The organism is Sphaerisporangium dianthi (genome assembly GCF_042654065.1).
Taxonomy (GTDB): domain Bacteria; phylum Actinomycetota; class Actinomycetes; order Streptosporangiales; family Streptosporangiaceae; genus Sphaerisporangium; species Sphaerisporangium dianthi.
In genome coordinates this window covers 171949-190851 of the sequence record NZ_JBHSFP010000006.1, presented here as the reverse complement: position 1 = coordinate 190851, position 18903 = coordinate 171949, and the positions used below count along the sequence as shown (strand labels likewise).

The following is an 18903-nucleotide window of genomic DNA, read 5'->3' as shown; positions in this document are numbered from 1 at the left end:
CCCCCTGCTCGTGCACCTCGCGGACGGACCAAGGCTACAGTCGCGCCGTCCACTGCCTGCGCCGCAGGGTTCTCCGGCGGGCGAGGACGCCGAGCAGGGCCGCCAGCGCGGCGACGACGCCCGCGCCCGCGTACCAGAGGCCGGGCCAGGGCCACCGTGACCCGTCCACGGCCGGGACCGGCAGCCGGTCGGAGTCGGCGGCGCAGACGATCGGCCGCTTGCCCTTCTTGGCCGTGGCGCAGGCGACGGCGGCGAGCCGCTGGGTGCCCGAGGGCAGCCGTCCGACCTGGACCGTCGTGCTGAACTGTCCGGTCCCGCCCGCCGGCACCACCCTGCTCCACGTCAGGCGGCCGTCCGTCACCTTGCCCTTGGGTGCGGAGGAGATGAGCCGCAGTCCCGGTATCAGGGTCTGGGTCAGCAGCAGAGGCGGCGAGTCGGCGTTGCCGCTGTTGCTCACCTTGATCGTGTACGTGAGCCGGTCGCCCGGCCCCACGTCGCGGCGGCCGTTCTCGATGCCGATGCGCAGCGCGTAGGCCTTCTTCGGTTTGTCCGGCTCCGGCCTGTCCGGGTGCGGAGTGACCGGGTGCGGCGTGACCGGGTGCGGCGTGGCCTGGCCCGGAGCCCCCGGGCCCGGAGCCGCCGGGCCGGGAGTGGACGGGCCGGGAGTCGCCGGGCCAGGAGTGGACGCGCGGGCCGCCGCGACCCCCGCGGGCAGCAGTGCGACCGCCGCGGCCACGCCCGCGCCGGCCACCCGCCACGCGAATGCGAAGCCTCCGGATCCTCGCCTCAGGACGAACGGAAAGCACATCGGCAACCACCCTTCGAGCGAAAGACCCACGCCGGTGCGAGTTCGCCGAATGGAATTCGCGACTCGCACGGTAACGGCGGCGAGCGCGGATCCGGCTCCACGCACCGGCGCGTCTCGAAGTCTTTGACGAAATGCGGTCGAATACCGGCCCTCACCGTGGCCGGGCCGGAACCCGCCTCTACAACGTGGTCGCGACGTAGTCCAGGATGCCGCTGTAGGTGTCCGGCCGCACGAACGGCACGGTGATCCGGTAATTGTTGGTGATGAGATCGCCGTCCGTGGCCGAGGCGGTGTTCTTGATGGCCACCACCACCGGGGTCGGATAGGTCAGGTTGACGTATGCGCCTCCCTGCACCGGCCCGTTGACCTGCAGGGAGTTCGCCGGGATGACGTCGGTGTTGCCGGGGGTGGCGCCGGTGAGGTTCGCCGTGCGCGGGACGACCGACACGTTGTAGCCGGCGAAGTTGTTCGTGGTCACGGTCATGGTGACCGGGTCGGCCACCGTGGTCGGGACGCTTCCCGGTGCGCCGGTGAGGGTGAAGGACTCGGTGAGTCCCGTCAGCGTGATCGACGACAGCACCACGACGTTCGCGGTCGTGCTGTCGGTGTCGGTGTCCGCCAGGACCGATGACGCCGTGAAGCCGAAAACTCCCGCTGCCAGAGCCGCGGCTCCCACGCCCGCAGCGAGGCACGCGCACCACTTCGCACGATATCTGTTCACCTTCGACACCAACTCCCTAGAAGCTCCGTTGCATCAATATGATCACCGGGAAATGCCATCACCAAACCCCGAGAACAGGCCTTTCAGCACCATTGGCATTTCAAAGTCCTACCGCACGAAATTGCCCCTGCAAACACCGTAGAACGGACATCGTCGACATTATTCCGTGGTCGCCACATAGTCGATCGTCGCGGAATACTGCCCGGACGGGACAAATGGAATATCCACCTCGTAGTCATTCCTGAGAACGTCGCCGTTCTGTGCCGAGGGACCGGACTGCTGGTGGACGGGCACAGGGACGGTCGCCGACAGCGGCTGGAAGGACGACGTGCCGGTCTCGCGCACCTTCAGTGCGGAGATCGGGATGGTGGCGTCGGTGCGGGGCGAGGTGAGCACCGCCGAGGCGGCCTGCGCCGTGACGCTGTAGCCGCCCGGGCTGTTGGTCACCACGGTCATCGTCACCACGCCGTCACCGCGGACCGTGGTGTCGGGCAGCCCCGTCAACGTGAAGCCCTCGCCCAGGTCGCTGAGGGTGATGCTCTGCGCGATGACCGTGACCGTGTCGCCGCAGCGGCCGTCCGTGCCCCCCACCGGGCAGTTGCCGCCCACGGCCGCCGAGGTGACGGTGGTGGTGAGCACGCCGTCGCCGCTGATCGGGTTGTTCGCGGTGACGGTGTAGGTGATGGTGGCGGTGGCTCCGACGGCCAGGTTTCCGGTCCAGGTCAGGGTGGGCGCGGTGTAGGAGACGGCGCCGCTGGTCGCGGTGGCGTCGTTGTTGTAGACGGCGTCGTCCACCACCCCCGCGAGCGAATCGGCCACCGTCACACCCGTGTACGGCGTCTGACCGGTGTTGACCACCGTGACGGTGTAGGTGACGGTGCCCGCCGCCACGACGGTCGCCGCCCCTGCGGTCACGGTGATGGTGAGTGCGGGGATCAGGACGGTGAAGCGGGCGATGCACGCCTGGTCGGTGCCGCCGGGTGGGCAGTTGTTGCCCAGGGTGGTGGAGGTGACGCCGTTGTAGGGGCGTTTGTCGCCGGGGTCGGGGTCGCGGACGGTGACGGTGTAGGTGATGGTGGCGGTGGCTCCGATGGCCAGGTCGCCGGTCCAGGTGAGGTTGGGCGCGGTGTAGCCCACCGTTCCGGTGGAGGCGGTGGCGTCGTTGTTGTAGACCGCGTCGGTCAGCACCGTCGTCAGCGAGTCGGTGAAACTCGCCCCGGTGTAGGCGGTGGGGCCGGTGTTGGCGACGGTGACGGTGAAGGTCACCGTGTCGCCGGGTGTGGCGGTGGCCACGTTGGTGGACTTGGTGATGGTCAGCTGCGGGACCAGCACGGTGACCGTGGTGACACACCCGGGGTCGCTCCCGCCGGCCGGGCAGGTGTTGCCCGGCGTGGTCGAGGTGACCAGGCTGGTCACCGTGCCCGCGCCGGTGTAGGGATTGTTGACCGTCACCGAGGCGGTCGCGGTCACGCTCTGCCCGATGGCCAGATCCCCGACCCAGGTCACCGTCCCGTCCAGGTTGAAGGTCAGGTTCCCCGAGGTGGCCGTGCCGTCACCGTTGTAGGTGGTGCCCTCCGCCCCCGCCAGCGAGAAGGTGAAGTTCGCCTCCCCGTTGACGTACGCCGTCTGCCCGGTGTTGGTCACCGTCACCGTGTAACGCACCACATCGGTCGGCACCGCCGTCGAGATGTCCGTCGCCGTGACGATCGTCAGCACGCCGACCGGGACGGTGGCCAGGCACCGAGAATCGGTCCCGCCGGTGAGACAGTTGCTGCCCGAACTGGAGGACGTCACCGCGTTCGTCAGCACCTTGTTCCCCGTGTCCGGCGAGTTCACCGTCACCGAATAGGTCACGGTCGCCGCCGCGCCGACGGCCAGTGCGCCGGTCCACGTCAGGCTTGGACTGGAGAAGGAGACCGTCCCGGACGACGCGGCGGCGTCGCCGTTGTAGACCGCGTCGTCCAGCACCCCCGCCAGCGAATCGGAGAACGTCGCCGCCGCGTAGGCCGTCTGGCCGGTGTTGGTGACCGTGACGGTGTAGTTCACCGTGGCGCCCGGGGTCGTCGTGGCGGCGCCGGTCGTCTTCACGATCGTCAGGGCCGGGGTGAGCACGCCCACCGTCGCGGTGCACGCCGCGGGCCGTGTCGTGGACGTACAGGTGCTGCCCGCCGCCTCCGAGGACACCGGGTTCACCAGGACCTTGTCCCCGGGATCGGGATTACGGACGGTGACCGAGTAGGTGACGGTCACCGTCGCGCCGACGGCGATGTTCCCCGACCAGGTGAGGACCGTCCCCGCGAACGACACGGTGCCGCCGCTCGCCGAACCGTCGTCGTTGTAGACGGCGTCGTCCAGCACGCCGGACAGCTGGTCGGTGACGCTGATGCCCGTGTACGCCGTCTCTCCGGTGTTGTGCAGGGTGATCGTGTAGCCGACCGTGCCTCCCGGGACCGTGAACGCCGCGCTGCCGGTCTTGGTGATGGTCAGCCCGGGAATCAGAATCCGCACGTCGGTGGTGCACCTCGGGTCGCCGCTCCCCGTGAAGCAGTTGTTGCCCGGCGCGGAGGAAGAGGTGAGCAGGACGATGTCCCGGTCGCCGGTGGGCGGGTCATTGACCGTGAAAGACGCGCTGAGCACCACCACGCCGCCGACAGGGACGTCACCCGTCCACGTGAGACCGGCGGTACCGACCGACATGGTGCCCGAAGTGGCGCTCTGGTCGCCGTTTCCCGTGACGTCGTCCGACAGGTCCGTGCCGTCGAAGTAGACGCTGATCCCGTTGTAAGGCGTCTGCCCGGTGTTGGTGAAAGTGGAGGTCAGACGGATGAGGGCACCCGGTGTCGTGGTCGGCACGTCGGAGGTGTTGACGATGGTCAGTTCGGCGACCGTCACCGTGGCGGCGCAGCGGGGGTCACCGCTGCCGGACAGGCAGTTGCCGGTCGGCGAGGTGGAGACGAGCGTGTTCGCCAGGATGTCGTCGCCGGTCTTGGTGGCGTGGACGGTCACCGAGTAGGTGACGGTGACCGACCCACCGGCCGGCACGTCTCCGGTCCAGGTCAGCGTGGGCGCGGTGTAGCCCACCGTTCCGGACGAAGCGGCGGCGTCGGCGTTGTAGGTCGCGTCGTCCAGCACGTCCGTCAGCGGGTCGGTGAACGTCGCCCCCACGTAGGGCGAGGCCGCCGAGTTCGAGATGGTGATCGTGTAGCCGACCACGCCACTCCGGGTCGCCGAGGCCGCGCTGGGCGTCTTGACGAACGTCAGCACGTTGGTGGACGTGATCGGCACGGTGACGGCGCAGCGAGAGTCGGTGCCGCCCACCGCCGGGCAGTTGCCGCCCGCGGCGGTGGTGGTCACCGCGTTGGACAGGCTCGCGTCGCCGAGGTCGGGGTTGTTCACGACGATCGTGTAGGTGATGGTCGCCGCCGCGCCGACGGCCAGGTTCCCCGTCCAGGTCAGCGTGGGCGCGGTGTAGCCCACCGTTCCGGACGAAGCGGCGGCGTCGTTGCCGTAGGCCGCGTCGTCCAGCACGCCCGTCAGGTCGTCGGTGACGACCGCTCCGGTGTAGGGCGTCTGCCCGCTGTTGGTCACCGTGATCGTGTAGGTGACGGTCGAGCCGGCCGTGGTGTAGGGCTGGTCGGCGGTCTTGACGACCGTCAGGGCGGGAGTGAGCACGGCCACGTTGGCAGAGCAGGTCGCGCTCCCGCTGTCGGGCGGGCACAGGCTGCCGGCGGCGGTCGAGCTCACCTTGTCGACCATCAGCTTGTCGCCCGGATCGGGTGAAAGGACGGTCGCGGTGTAGGTGATGACGGCGGTGGCGCCGACCGCGAGGTCGCCCGTCCAGGTGAGAGTGGGCGCGGCGTAGCCGACCGTCCCGGTGGTGGCGGCGGCGTCGTTGTTGTAGACGGCGTCGTCCAGCAGGCCGGACAGGCTGTCGGTCACCGTCGCGCCGGTGTACGCGGTCTGGCCGGTGTTCTGGACGGTGACCGTGTAGCCGACGGTGCCACCGGGGACCTGGACCGCGGTGTTCGCGACCTTGGAGATGGACAGGGCCGGGATGAGCACGTCGGTGCGGGCCGTGCAGCGGGGGTCGGTGCCGCCCGCCGGGCAGTTGTTCCCCGGCGCGGAGGAGACCAGCGTGCCGGTGATCACCTTGTCGCCGGGGTCGGGATTGCGCACGGTCAGGGAGCCGGTGACGGTGACGACGCCTCCGGCCGGGATGTCCCCGGTCCAGGAGATGCCGGTGGGGCTGAGGCTCAGCGTCCCCGACGTGGCGGACTGGTCACCGTTGGGGATCGCGTCGTCCACGGTCCCGGCGGTGGGCGCGAAGACCGTGATCCCTGTGTAGGGCGTCTGGCCGGTGTTGGTGAAGGTGGCGGTCAGGTGCACGATGGAGCCGGGCGTCGTGGTGGGCTCGGCGTAGCTCTGGGACAGGATCAGCTGGGAGATCGGCACCGTGCTGGTGCAGCGGGTGTCGGTCCCGCCGGCCGGGCAGTTGTTGCCCGCGGCCGTCGAGGTGGCCGCGTTGACGAGCAGGCCGTTGCCCGAGATGGGGTTGTTCGTGGTGACGGTGTAGGTGATGGTGGCGGTGGCTCCGACGGCGAGGTTGCCGGTCCAGGTCAGGGTGGGCGCGGTGTAGCCCACCGTCCCGGACGAGGCGGTGGCGTCGCCGTTGTAGACCGCGTCGTCCAGCACCCCCGCGAGCGAGTCGGCCACGGTGATGCCCGTGTACGGCGTCGGGCCGGTGTTGGCGACCGTCATCGTGTACGTCACCGTGCCGCCGACGGCCACGGTGGGAGCGCCGGGGGTCACGGTGATGGTGAGTGCGGGGATCAGGACGGTGAAGCGGGCGATGCACGCCTGGTCGGTGCCGCCGGGTGGGCAGTTGTTGCCCAGGGTGGTGGAGGTGACGCCGTTGTAGGGGCGTTTGTCGCCGGGGTCGGGGTCGCGGACGGTGACGGTGTAGGTGATGGTGGCGGTGGCTCCGATGGCCAGGTCGCCGGTCCAGGTGAGGTTGGGCGCGGTGTAGCCCACCGTTCCGGTGGAGGCGGTGGCGTCGTTGTTGTAGACCGCGTCGGTCAGCACCGTCGTCAGCGAGTCGGTGAAACTCGCCCCGGTGTAGGCGGTGGGGCCGGTGTTGGCGACGGTGACGGTGAAGGTCACCGTGTCGCCGGGTGTGGCGGTGGCCACGTTGGTGGACTTGGTGATGGTCAGCTGCGGGACCAGCACGGTGACCGTGGTGACACACCCGGGGTCGCTCCCGCCGGCCGGGCAGGTGTTGCCCGGCGTGGTCGAGGTGACCAGGCTGGTCACCGTGCCCGCGCCGGTGTAGGGATTGTTGACCGTCACCGAGGCGGTCGCGGTCACGCTCTGCCCGATGGCCAGATCCCCGACCCAGGTCACCGTCCCGTCCAGGTTGAAGGTCAGGTTCCCCGAGGTGGCCGTGCCGTCACCGTTGTAGGTGGTGCCCTCCGCCCCCGCCAGCGAGAAGGTGAAGTTCGCCTCCCCGTTGACGTACGCCGTCTGCCCGGTGTTGGTCGCCGTCACCGTGTAACGCACCACATCGGTCGGCACCGCCGTCGAGATGTCCGTCGCCGTGACGATCGTGAGCTGGGGGATCAGCGCGGTGACGGAGGTCCTGCAGCGAGGGTCGGTCCCACCGGCAGGGCAGTTGCTGCCCGAGCTGGAGGAGGTCACCGCGTTCGTCAACGCCTTGTCCCCCGTGTCCGGCGATTTCACCGTCACCGAGTACGTCACCGTCGCCGATCCACCCGCGGCCAGGGCACCGGTCCACGTCAGCGTCGGACTGGTGAACGCCACCGCCCCGGATGACGCGGCCGCGTCGCCGTTGTAGACCGCGTCGTCCAGCACCCCCGCCAGCGAATCGGAGAACGTCGCCGCCGCGTACGCGGCCCGTCCGGTGTTGGTGACCGTGACGGTGTAGTTCACCGTGGCGCCCGGCGTCGTCGTGGCGGCCCCGGCGGTCTTCACGATCGTCAGGGCGAGCAGGCGGACGGTCGTCTGGCATCGCGGATCGGGGCTGCCGGTGGTGCAGTTGTTGCCGAGAGTCGGCGAGGTGACGGTGTTGGACATCGTCCCGTTCCCCGACCCCGCGGGGCGGACGGTCACCGAGTAGGTGATCGTCGCCGTCGCGCCGGCCGCCAGGTCACCGGTCCAGGTCACGTTCGGGCTGGTGAAGCCCGCCGTGCCGGAGGTGGCCGCGACGTCGGCGTTGTAGGTGGCGTCGTCCAGCACGTCCGTCAGCGGGTCGGTGAAGGTCACGCCGGTGAACGGGCTCGCGCTGGTGTTGGCGACCGTGATCGTGTAGCGGACGACCGTCCCGGGAGAGGCGTCCGCCGTGTCCGCCGTCTTGGTGATGATCAGCGGGCCGGCCGTGACGACGATCGTCGCCGACCTGGTGTCGCTCTGGCCGCGGGCGTCGGTGACCCGGACGGTGAAGGGGTAGCTCCCGACGACGGTGGGCGTGCCGGACAGCAGGCCCGTGCTCGGGTTGAGCGTGACGCCGGGCGGCAGGCTGCCCGCGCTCACCGACCACGCGTACGGCGCGGTGCCCCCGCTCACCGTGAGCTGGTCGCTGTAAGGAACGCCCACCTGCCCGGCCGGCGGTGGCGGGAAGGTCAGCGTCGGCGAGGCGACGATGACCACGGTCGCGGCGCGGGTGTCGCTCTGCCCGGCGGCGTCGACGATCCTGACGGTGAACGAGTAGCTTCCCGCCGCGGTGGGCGTGCCGGACAGCAGGCCCGTGCTCGGGTTGAGCGTGACGCCGGGCGGCAGGCTGCCCGCGCTCACCGACCACGCGATCGGCGCGGTGCCTCCGGTCATCGTCAGCGGGACGCTGTAGGCGATCCCCACCTGCCCGGAAGGCGGCGGCGGGAAGGTCAGGAGCGGGTTGGCGTTCGGCGTCACCGCCGTCGATCGGAGGGATGCGGGGCCGGGGCCGGCGGCGTTCACGGCGGTGACCGTGAAGGTGTAGGCGGTCCCCGCCGTCAGCCCGGTCGCGGTCCTGGTGGTCGCGGTGCCGGAGAAGGACTGCGGCGTCTGTGCCACGTCCCCGATGTACGGCGTCACGATGTACCCGGTGATCGGGCTGCTCCCGTTCGAGGGGGCCGTGAAGGTCAGCGTCGCCGACAGGTCCCCCGCCGTGACGGCGGTGATGGTGGGCTGGCCGGGCACGGTGTAGGGCACCACGGCGTTGGACTGGACGCTGGCGGCCCCGGTGCCGATCGCGTTGATCGCCGTGACCGTGAAGGTGTAGGACGCCCCGACGGTCAGCCCGGTCAGCGTCCGCGTGGTGGTCGAGGCGTCGAACGACTGCGGCGCCTGGGCGACGCCGTTGCGATAGGGCGTCACGACGTAGCCGGTGATGGGGCTGCCGTTGGCGGCCGGCGCCGTCCAGACGACGGTCGCGCTGGTGACGCCCGCGGTCGCCGTGGGGGCCGACGGCGTCCCCGGCGCCGAGGTGTAGACGTAGTTCGCCGCCCCCGCGACGCCGTCGGTCACCACCGTCACGGTGACGGTGGCGGCCGTGGCGCGCGGCGGCATCGAGTGGATCGTGAGGGTGCCGTTCCCGTTGTCGGTGAAGCATCCCGCGGCCGGGCCGGCCGCGCAGGGCAGCAGCACGACGGGCGTGCCGGCCTGCTGCTCGGCGGTCGTGCCGATCTCGATGGCGTTGGCGCCGATGAGGTTGGCGCCGCTGACCGTGACGGTGCCGCCGCCCGAGATCGTGCCACTGGCCGGCGAGAGCGTGATGCCCGACGGAGCCGCGGGGATCGTCCCCGCAGTCGTGGTCGTCGCGATCGCGGGGTTGGCGTCGTTGGAGGAGGCCGTGACCACGGAGGACGACTGGATCAGCGCCGGTGTCACGCTGCCGCCGGTGACGATGCCGACCATGGTGATCTCGGGCAGCGTCGACCCGGCCGCGAACGGCCCGTTGCTGTTGGTACAGGTGATCTTCTGCCCTGACGGCACCCCGCAGACCCAGCCCGCTCCGAACGCCCCGACCGGGACGACTCCGGCCGGCATCGTCTCGGTGACCGAGATCGGGGAGGTCTCGTTGTTGCCCGTGGCGGAGACCCCGGCTTTGACGGTGTAGGTGACCGGGCCGCCCGGCTGCGGCGATGAGCCGTTGTAGCTCGTCTGGGCGATGGTCAGCGCCGGAACGGGGTTGAAGCTGACGACCTTGGCGAAGTCGATCTCGTGGAAGTCGGTCGACCCGCCGGTGGATCCCACCCAGCCGAACGCCAGCTGGCGGGGGATGCCGTTGGCGTTGAGCCAGGTCGCCGACGGATACAGCGCCGGCGAGACCGTGGGAAGGGTGCCCTGCAGCGTCCGCTGTGTGCCGTTGACCGGGGTGAAGGCCACCTTGTAGGTGCCCGCGGGAACCGTCAGCCCCGAAGAGGTGACGAACGCGCTCGCGGTGGGGTTGATCGCCACCTCGACCGGTACGAGCGACGCGCCGCGGTTGTTGTTGGATCGCAGGGCGAGCGGCGGGGAGGCGGTCGTCGCGGCCGTGCTGTTGATCGCGCAGTAGCCGGTGGTGTTGTCGCCCGGGCCGCGGACCACCACCTGCCCGGGCACCCTGCCCCCGACGGTGCTGATGTACGGCGGGTCGGTGCAGCCGCTGCCCTCGTAGACGTTGTTGCTGAAGTTGCCGAACACGTCGAACCCGACGCCGAGATAGGCGTTCTCCAGGCCGGCGAGGTTGCCCTGCTTGCTGGAGGAGTAGCCGAGCGCGCCGCCGGGCTGGCCGATGGTCGCGGGCGGCACCGGGTTGGCCGGGTCGACGGCCGCCACGACGAAGGCGACGCCGTCGGCGCCGCTGCCTCCGTACTGGTACATGTTGAAGGTCACGTCCAGGCCCTGGGAGGTGGGGACGCTGACCGCGCCGAACACACCACCCTCCTGGAACGTCGAGGTGTTGGTGAGCCGCAGCACACCGAGCCCCGGGGCGTCGGTGTTGGTCGGGCAGGTGTGCAGGCCGGTGCCGGTGGTGTTGCCGCGCGCGCTCAGGCACACGGGGTTGGCCGCCGCCGACGGCAACGCCGGCAGGTAGACCGGATAAGTGGGGTCGGCCGAACTGGTCTTGAACGGCTGGTCGAACAGCGTGGTGCCGGCCGCGTGCGCGAACTGGGGCGCGAGGCCGCCCGCGCCGCTCAGCGTGGAGGCGAGCAGGCCGGCGAACGTGACGCGGGCGACCACGCGGCGGAACGCTCCCGGCCGCCCGGCCAGAACACGGCGGAGCGCGTCCGGCCGTACACGCCGGAGCGCGCCCGGCCGTCGGGCCAGGACGCGGCGCGGCCGGTCTGCCGCCGGCGCGTCGGCGGAGACGTTGCGCCTAGGCATCGGTGCGGCCCCCGGTGGCGTCGTGCCCCTCGGCCGCGTTCAGCGCGGCGGCGGCGGCGAGCACCTTGGCCCGGTAATGGCGCCGCGCGAACCACGCGAGCGTCAGGAGCGCCGCGAGTACGCCCAGCGCGACCGCCAGCAGGTGCAGTGGGAAGACGATGATCCGGGCGGTGGCCGAGCGCCGGGTGCCGTCGGCGGCGGGAATCGACACGGCGGCGTGGCAGACGCACATGAGCGGCGGGTTCCATTGGGTGGTCACCTCGCGGACCGAGCCGCGCAGGACGGTGAAGTCAGGGAAGGCGAGATCGTCCCCGCCGACCCGGACGTGCAGCCGCCCGCGGCCTCTGAAGTCCCGGTGCACCGTGCCGACGTCGCGGATCCTCGTGCTGATCACGACCGGTCCGCCGGTGACGAACTTCGGAGCGCGCAGATCGGCGATCTCGACGGTCCGGTCGACCGGACCCGGGACGGCGACGAAGACCGGCGCGGCGATCGCGCGGTTGACCCGGATGTTGGAGCGCGTGGTGCCCGCCGGCACCTTGAAGATCACGGCCAGGTGGTGCTCCCCCGGCTCCGGCGACGCCGGAACGGCGATCCGGACGGCCACCTTCCGCGTCTCGCCAGCCTCCATGCGAAGGCGCGCCGGCTGGACGCCGACCCACGCGGCCGCGGCGTACGGGGTCTCGCGCTCGAATCGCAGCGTGCCCTTCTCATCGGCGGTGAAATCGGCCTTCTCGACGGTCACCACGAACGGCGAGCGCCCTTTGTTCGTCACCTCGAAGTGCTGGACGGCGGAGACGCTGCCTGCCGGCACGACCAGCCGTGTCGGGCTCACCTGCAAGGAGAACCCCGGCTTGGGTCTCGAGGCCGCGATCGCGGCGGAGCCGGGCGCCCCCAGGCAGAGGATTCCCATGACCGCGATCAGCTTCGTCGCCAGCCGGCCGGTCACGACACCCACGGGCGTGACCGGTCGCCGATACTCAATCAACCTCATCCACGCCATCCCCGGCACCGTTAGCGATCAATGCTGGAAGTATCAGAATGATTACGGAGCGTAGTCAAGGATGATCGCCACACCGATCGGGTGTCTTCGCCCACGTCGGCGGATCGGCGTGACCGACCGACATATCCCCCAGCGTGCCATCAAATCGCATATACGACGCTTTCCGGACGGGGCGACATTGAGGTAATCACGTGATATCCCGCGGAAAACGGGAAAAGCCAGAAAGGGCGTACATGTCAAATCCGTAGGCAACGAACGGATTTTACGGTTCTTTCGGGGGAAATCATGATTGGACGGCTCGGGTCAACCGCGCTCGGCATCGAAATGGCGATAGTGTTCGCCCTGTCCGCGCCCGTGGCGGCGTCGGCGGCGTCCATCACCGCACCCGGCGACGACGGCCGGAACGCGCCCGGAGAAGCGGCCCCGGGCAGGGAGCGGTACGACCTGGGCTCGACCGAGGTGTCGATACGGGTGCTCCCCCCGGACGGGCCGACCCCCACCCCCAACCCCACGCCCACGCCCACGCCCTCACCCTCGCCCTCACCGACCCGCGGTGAGCCCGGGACGGGCGCCGGCGACCCGGGCACGGGGCCCGGAGCACCCGCCGGGACGGCCGGCGAGCCCGACGGCCCCGGGCCGGACGGGCACTCCTCCACCATGGACGGCGCCACGATCGACGGGTCCGAGCTGACCTCCATCGAGATCGGCGACACCGGCACCCGTACCCACCGCCGGCACCGCTCGTCGAACGCCGGTGACGCGGCCGGCGCGCGTGAACCGGGGCACGAGGGCGACCACCGCGGCCCGGCCCCCGCGCCCGCCCCTGCCCCCGCTCCCGCGCCTGGAGGACTCCCCTTCACGGGCGTCGACGCCCGGAGCCTGGGGATCACCGCGGCCGGGGGGCTGGTCGCCGTGCTCGCCGGGGCCGCCCTCGTCCGGCTCGCCACCCGGCGGAGGGGAAGGCCGACCCCGGACCGCGACTGATCACGCCAGGGCGGCCGGCGGCCGCCCTGGCGTGATCAGTCAGTAGACGATCAACCGGACGTGGGCCTGGTTGCGGACGACGCCGCCGGAGTTGCCGGGCTCGTACGTCGCCCTGACGATGTAGTTCCCCGGGGTGGCCCTCGCCAAGATCTCTATCTCGTTGGAGACGCAGTTGCTCCGCGTCCGCGTGCCGACGAAGGTCGCCACGTACGCGCCGTTGGATTCCCGGTAGACGTCCCAGAACGGGTCCTCGCCCTGCTTCAGGCCGTTGCCGCCGAAGCGTACGACGCCGTAGTACGGGACGTAGATGGTGCCCACCGGGCCGTCGATCGGGTCGGTCTCGTACTTGACGAACCCTCCGTTGGCGTACACGTGCGCATTGGTGGCGCACGCGGCGGCGCCGGCGGGCGCCCCGGTGGCCACCACCAGCGCCGCCGCGCTGACGAGCACCATCAACAGGCCGACGACCCGAGCCCGCATGCGGTGGGAGACGAACGTGCTCATCTCATACCTCCTTGGGTGGGGAACAGGATGAGGGTGAGCCGCCCGGCCGGAGCCGGCCGTGCCCACCCCGCCGCCGTCCGGCGGCGTCCGAGCCCATTACCGTCGTCCCGGCGGCCCGGCCGCTAGATCAGGCCACCTGACCCGTCGCGGGGCAGTGCGGGCCCGCTCTGATCCATCGGCCCGTCGTGACCTGCGGTCAGGCGTCCCGGCCGCCGAGCGCCGAGAAGATCTCGGCCAGTTCGCCGCGTCCCGTAACGCCGAGCTTGGTGTAGACGCGGGCGAGGGTGTTGTTGACGGTGTTGACCGAGAGGCCGAGCCGGGCGGCGATCTCCCGGCTCGGCAGGCCGCCGGCCAGCCGGGCGACCTCGCGTTCGCGCCGGGTGAGCACCGCGCTCAGGCCGTGCTCCTCCAGCAGCGGTGTGCGGGCCGCCGCGCACGTCTCCGCCAGCACCGTCGCGCGTTCGAGCATCGGCCGGGCGCGCGGGCCCCTGCCGCTCCGCAGGTACGCGTTCGCCGCCGCCCGCGCCGCCTCGGCGGCCAGCAGCAGGTGCCCGTGGTCGGCGAAGGCGCGGGCGGCCTGGTCCAGCGCCACGAAGTCGTCGGCGGCGAGCGCCGTGGCGGCGGCCGACAGGTGCGGCGCGAGCGTCAACGGCGTCGCGGCGGCCACCGCGGACAGCCGCGCGCGAACCCGCCGCGACGCGCCGAGCCGGGCGGCGTCATATAGGCAGACCGCCTCCATCGCCGGCTGCTCGGTGTCGCGGGCCAGATCGGCGGCCCGCTCCGCCAGACCGGCGGCCGCCGTGCGCATGCCGCCCGCCGCCTCGACCCAGGCGCGGGACAGCAGGATCCGCGGCTCGAAGATGCGGTTGGCCGCCCCGTCGTGCTCGTCGGCGCGGGCGAGCCATTCGCGGGCGCCCGCGGCGTCGCCGGTCAGCGCCACGGCCCCCGCGAGTTCGCCGAGGCACACCCGGACCAGTCCGTAGGTGTCGTCCTCCTCCAGCAGCATGACCGCCACGCGCAGCGCCGCCTGCGCGGCGTGCAGGTCACCCCGCGACTTCGCCACGATCCCGCGGAACCCCGCCCAGACGGCGGTCATCATGCCGGCGTCGCTGGCCACCGCCGCCCGGTGCCCGGCCTCCGCGACCTCGGCCGCCTCGGCCAGCCGCCCGGAGGCGTGCAGCGCGAAGCACAATCCGTAGCCCGCCTGTGCCCGCGCCCAGGGCAGCCGGCCGGCGTGCGCCTCGGCGAGGCGCACGCCGCGTTCGGCGATCGGCCTCGCCAGGTCCGGCCGGCCGAGCAGCCCGGCCGCCATCGCGCCGGCCATCGCGGCCCAGACGACGGCCTGCTCGCTCGCCTCCGGCAGGTCGAGGACCTTCCCGGCCACCTGAAGCGCTGATCGGCACCGCCCGTCGAACAGCAGGATCCACGACCGCGTCGACTCGGCCTCTCCTGTGCGGTCCTGTCCCTCCACACTCCCGAGGACGTCGCTCCCGCCGGCCCCGGGGACGCCGGCCGCCTCACCTGAGCCGTCGGGCGCGGGGCGGTACGAGGCGGGCACGGGATCGGAGGAACGAGCCGGCCCGGAAGCGCCATCGGAGAGGCGGGCGTGCCCAGGGTCCGGGTCACAGGACCGGGCCTGGCCGAGGGCCTGCTCGGCCTCGTGGGTGCGGCCGAGGCCCCAGTAGAGGATCAAAGCCCGCGTGACCGCCTGTGCCACCGGTGGTTCGCGGGTGGGCTCGGAGGTGGCCGGCAGCACGGCCACCGCTTCCCTGCCACGGCCCTGGAAGCTCAGTATCCGGGCCAGAAGCCAGTCCGCGTCGGCCCCGGCGCCGCAGTCGCGGGCGGCGCGTGCCAACTGCTCGGCCAGTCCCAGCTCGAAGCGGGATATCGCCTTCTCCGCCGCCTCCACCAGGTCGGCCGGACGGCCGGCGGTGCCCGACCTCAGGCGCCACACCCCGGCGAGGAAGGCGTCGTCGCGGCGGCGCCTCGGGCCCTCCGCCAGGGCGCCGGCGAGCCGATCCCAGATGACGCGGGCCCGGGTGACCGGCAGGCCGGCGCGCAGCGCCTCCGCGTACAGCGGGTGGGCCAGCCGCAGCGCCACCCTGGCTCCCGACCGCTCGACCACCGCCATGCCGCTGCGCTCGGCCGCCTCGATCGCCGCCGGGCCGGCCAGCCGGCCGAGCAGGGCCAGCGCCAGCGGCTCGCCACAGGCGATCATCTCCAGCACCTGCCGCGTCGCGGGGCTCAGCCCGCGCAGGCGCGCCGCGACCAGCTCCGCCACCCTGGCTCCGCCGGGGACCGTCCCGCGCCACCGCCAGACGCCGTTCCGGCGTACCAGCGCGCCGGTCTCCCTCGCGTCCGCCAGCAGCTCGCGCAGCATCAGGGGGTTGCCGCCCGCGAGCCGGTGCAGCGCACGCCTGCTGATGGGGTCGATCTGCCTGCCGAGCGCCTGGTCCAGCAGCGCGTCGACGGCCCCGGGCGGCAGAGGTTCCACCCGGAGTCTGAGCGTCGTCTCCCTGTTCAGCGCCGCGACGGCGTCGTTGCCCGGCTCACCGTGCCGCACGGTGAGGAGGGGCACCACCAGGCGCCGGGCCGCGAGCTGGTGGAGCAGCGCGGCGGAGGGCTCGTCCAGCAGGTGGGCGTCGTCGACGACCGCGAGCAGCGGTCCCTGCGCGGTCCTGGACGCGACCCGCTCGATCACCCGGGCCAGCAACGCCACCCGGCTCCCGGCCGACCACATGGAGTCGGGCAGCAGGTGCGACAGCGCGCCGAAAGGGATGGAGGCGGCGGCGCGGGTCGCGACCACCCACTCGTGGTCGCGTCCGCGCGCCGACCAGCGTCCCAGCGCCTCGCGGGCGAGCCTGGTCTTGCCCACCCCGGCGACGCCGACGATCGCCACCCCGCCGCCGTCGGCGGCGAGCGCCGCCTCGACCGCCCGCAACTCCGCGTCACGGCCGGTCAGCGGCCAGTCGCCCATCTGTACAGGTGTCACTGTCGTCTCCCATACAGCGCTTCGCCGGTCGAGACGGCGCTCAGCGGACACCGATATACGTACGGCGCCACACCGCTGGATGACGCGGGCCGCCACCGGGCTCACGCCGTCACGACGGCCGACCACGGCACACGGCCCGCGCGTCACACGGTCAGCCCGTCCTGCGGTCAGCCCGTCACACGGTCAGCGAGTCCGCCAGGCCGTCTCGCGGCCAGGCCTTCATCGGTCATAGGTGAGGTCAGGCCATCACCGGGCGGAGGCTTCGCTGAGCATCTCGTCGCGGGCCGTCCGGTGGGCGGCGGCGCGGCGGGCGGAGGGGACCATCAGCGCCAGGGCGAGGGTGACCGCCGCGATCACGGCGAGCAGCAGGAAGGCCGAGGTGAAGCCGGACGCCTGGGGCAGGCCGTCCGGGCGGGGGTGGGCGATGATGACCGAGCCGATGACCGCGGCGCCGATCGAGCCGCCGATGGTGCGGATGTTGGCGTTCATGCCGCTGGCGATCCCGGTCTGGTGTGCCGGGACGTTCTGCACGATCAGGCTGGTCATGGCGGAGTAGGCGAGGCCGAGTCCGATGCCCACGACGCCTTCGGCCACCGCGATCTGCCACGGCCGGTCGTGGTAGGCGGCGAAGCCCGCGGCGGCGACCAGGCAGAAGGCCGAACCCCACACGAGCTGTGCCTTGACCCCGACGAACGGCGCGATCGGGCCGCTCAGGTAGCCCGCGAGCGCCATCGTGACGAGCATGGGCAGCGTCAGCAGGCCGGCCTCGGTGACGCTGGAGCCGAATCCGTAGCCGGCGACCGGCGGCGTCTGCAGGAATATCGGTACGAACGCGACGACCGAGAACATGCCGGCGCCGAAGAGCAGGGCCACCACGTTGGTGGTCCACACCGCGGGAAGCCGCATCATGCGCATGTCCACCAGCGGATCGCGCGAGCGCAGTTCCACGGCGATCCATGCGGCGAACGCGAGCACGGCGACGGCGAGCAGCGTGATGACGCGGGCCGATCCCCAGCCCCAGGAGGAGGTGTTGCTCAGTGGGATCAGCAGCGCCACGAGCCAGGTGGACAGCAGGGCGGCGGCGAGCCAGTCGACGCGGCCGGGCGTGCGGACGGGGGACGCGGGGACGTACCGGTGGGCGAGGGCGGCGGTCCCCGTCACGACGAACATCGGGATCCAGAACAACCACCGCCAGTTGAGGGCCTGGACGATCGGCCCGGCGAGCACGGTGCCCAGTCCGCCGCCGACCGCGAGCACGGCCGACAGGCCGCCGACGGCCGAGGGCACCCGCTCGGGCGGGAACTCGTCGCGGATGATCCCGAAGGAGAGGGGGAACACCGCTCCCCCGAGGCCCTGCATGACCCGGCCCGCGATGAGCACTCCGATGTTGGGCGCGAGCGCGGCGACCAGGCTTCCTGCCGCGATCGCCCCGAGCGCGACGAGCAGCGTGCGCTCCTTGCCGATCATGTCGCCGACGCGGCCGAGCAGCGGGGTGGCGACCGAGGCCGACAGCAGCCACGCCGTCAGCACCCAGGTCACGGTGCTCTGGGTGGTGTGAAGATCGTGCTGGATGGTGGGGAGCACCGGGCTGACCAGCGACTGCAGCATCGCGAACGAGGCCGCGGCGGCCGAGAGCACGACGAAGGTCAGCCGTGGTGACGAGGTCTTGCCTGCCATGAGGGTCCTTTGGTGACGATGACGCGAGCAGCGGCGTCGCAGACAGGTGCGCCGGCATGCGGGTCGCACGAGCGGGCCACTCGGTCTGTTAAAGTCGAGGTGGGCCTCCACAAAGACGGAGGCAAGCCTCCGATCAAAGCGGAGGCACTCCTCCACAGTAGCGGAGGCCAGCCTCCGCTACAACCCCGAGGGCCGCGTCCAGGAGGTGAGCGTGACCGAGAACACCCCCCGCACCCTGGGCGTCGCGGTACGGCGCCCGCAACGCGCCGACGCGCGCCGCAACTTCGACGCCCTACTCAACGCGGCACGCGAGGCGTTCGCCGAGAACGGCACCGGCGCGTCACTCGAAGAGATCGCGCGCCGCGCGGGCGTCGGCATCGGCACGCTCTACCGCAACTTCCCCACCCGCCAGGATCTCTTCGACAGCGTGTACGTCGGCGAGGTGGAGGAGCTGTGCCGGGTGGCGCAGGAGGCCGCCGATCTGCCGCCGTGGGAGGCCTTCGTCGGCTGGCTGCGGAGCTTCGTCTCCTACTTCGCCACCAAGAGGGCCCTCTACGAGGAGCTCAACCGCGACTCCGAGATGTTCCGCGCCTGCCGCGCCGCGATATACGCCGCGGGCGAACCGCTGCTCGCTCGCGCCCAGCAGGCCGGCGAGGCCCGCGCGGACGCCGGCTTCGACGACGTGCTCCGCATGGTCAGCGGCATCACCTCGGCCGCCTTCGTCGACGACGACCAGCGCGACCGCGTCCTCACCTTCGCCCTCGACGGCCTGCGCACCGGCCGCGTCTAGCCGCGGCAGGCAGCACACGGGCGGCGCCTGACATCCGGTACGCCCGTGGAAGCGGCCCCCATCT

The 18903-nt window shown here is 71.9% G+C and carries 9 protein-coding genes; 2 read left to right on the top strand and 7 right to left on the bottom strand.

Annotated elements, in window-relative coordinates; genetic code table 11:
• Nucleotides 1-34: 34 nt before the first annotated feature.
• The 4 genes from ACFO60_RS12180 to ACFO60_RS12165 all read right to left on the bottom strand — a co-directional run bounded on the left by ACFO60_RS12180 (nt 35) and on the right by ACFO60_RS12165 (nt 11883).
• Nucleotides 35-808, bottom strand: a complete 774-nt coding sequence (locus ACFO60_RS12180) for a hypothetical protein (RefSeq protein ID WP_380840152.1) — start codon at nt 806-808, stop codon at nt 35-37.
• Between the two features lie 178 nt (nt 809-986).
• Nucleotides 987-1529, bottom strand: coding sequence for a hypothetical protein (locus ACFO60_RS12175; protein ID WP_380840151.1), 543 nt, complete (start codon nt 1527-1529; stop codon nt 987-989).
• Nucleotides 1530-1688: 159 nt separating this feature from the next.
• Nucleotides 1689-10745 carry a DUF7927 domain-containing protein gene (locus tag ACFO60_RS12170; RefSeq protein ID WP_380840150.1) on the bottom strand — a complete coding sequence of 3019 codons (9057 nt, stop codon included), beginning with the start codon at nt 10743-10745 and terminating at the stop codon, nt 1689-1691.
• Nucleotides 10746-10881: 136 nt separating this feature from the next.
• Nucleotides 10882-11883 carry a hypothetical protein gene (locus ACFO60_RS12165; RefSeq protein WP_380840149.1) on the bottom strand — a complete coding sequence of 334 codons (1002 nt, stop codon included), beginning with the start codon at nt 11881-11883 and terminating at the stop codon, nt 10882-10884.
• Between the two features lie 333 nt (nt 11884-12216).
• Here ACFO60_RS12165 and ACFO60_RS12160 point away from each other — a divergent pair, with 333 nt between their 5' ends.
• A complete protein-coding gene (locus ACFO60_RS12160) occupies nt 12217-12876 on the top strand; it encodes a hypothetical protein (protein ID WP_380840148.1) in 660 nt (219 codons plus the stop codon).
• Between the two features lie 39 nt (nt 12877-12915).
• On the opposite strand, the gene ACFO60_RS12155 is transcribed toward ACFO60_RS12160, so the two are convergent.
• The 3 genes from ACFO60_RS12155 to ACFO60_RS12145 form a co-directional block, all read right to left on the bottom strand.
• Complete coding sequence (locus ACFO60_RS12155; protein WP_380840146.1) at nt 12916-13380, bottom strand: hypothetical protein; 465 nt, start codon at nt 13378-13380, stop codon at nt 12916-12918.
• A gap of 196 nt (nt 13381-13576) precedes the next feature.
• Nucleotides 13577-16372 carry a helix-turn-helix transcriptional regulator gene (locus ACFO60_RS12150; protein ID WP_380840145.1) on the bottom strand — a complete coding sequence of 932 codons (2796 nt, stop codon included), beginning with the start codon at nt 16370-16372 and terminating at the stop codon, nt 13577-13579.
• Between the two features lie 246 nt (nt 16373-16618).
• Complete coding sequence (locus ACFO60_RS12145) at nt 16619-18049, bottom strand: MFS transporter (protein WP_380840144.1); 1431 nt, start codon at nt 18047-18049, stop codon at nt 16619-16621.
• 211 nt (nt 18050-18260) lie between these two features.
• Here ACFO60_RS12145 and ACFO60_RS12140 point away from each other — a divergent pair, with 211 nt between their 5' ends.
• Nucleotides 18261-18839 (top strand): TetR/AcrR family transcriptional regulator, encoded by a 579-nt coding sequence (locus ACFO60_RS12140; RefSeq protein ID WP_380840143.1) that lies wholly within the window; start codon nt 18261-18263, stop codon nt 18837-18839.
• Nucleotides 18840-18903: the final 64 nt, after the last annotated feature.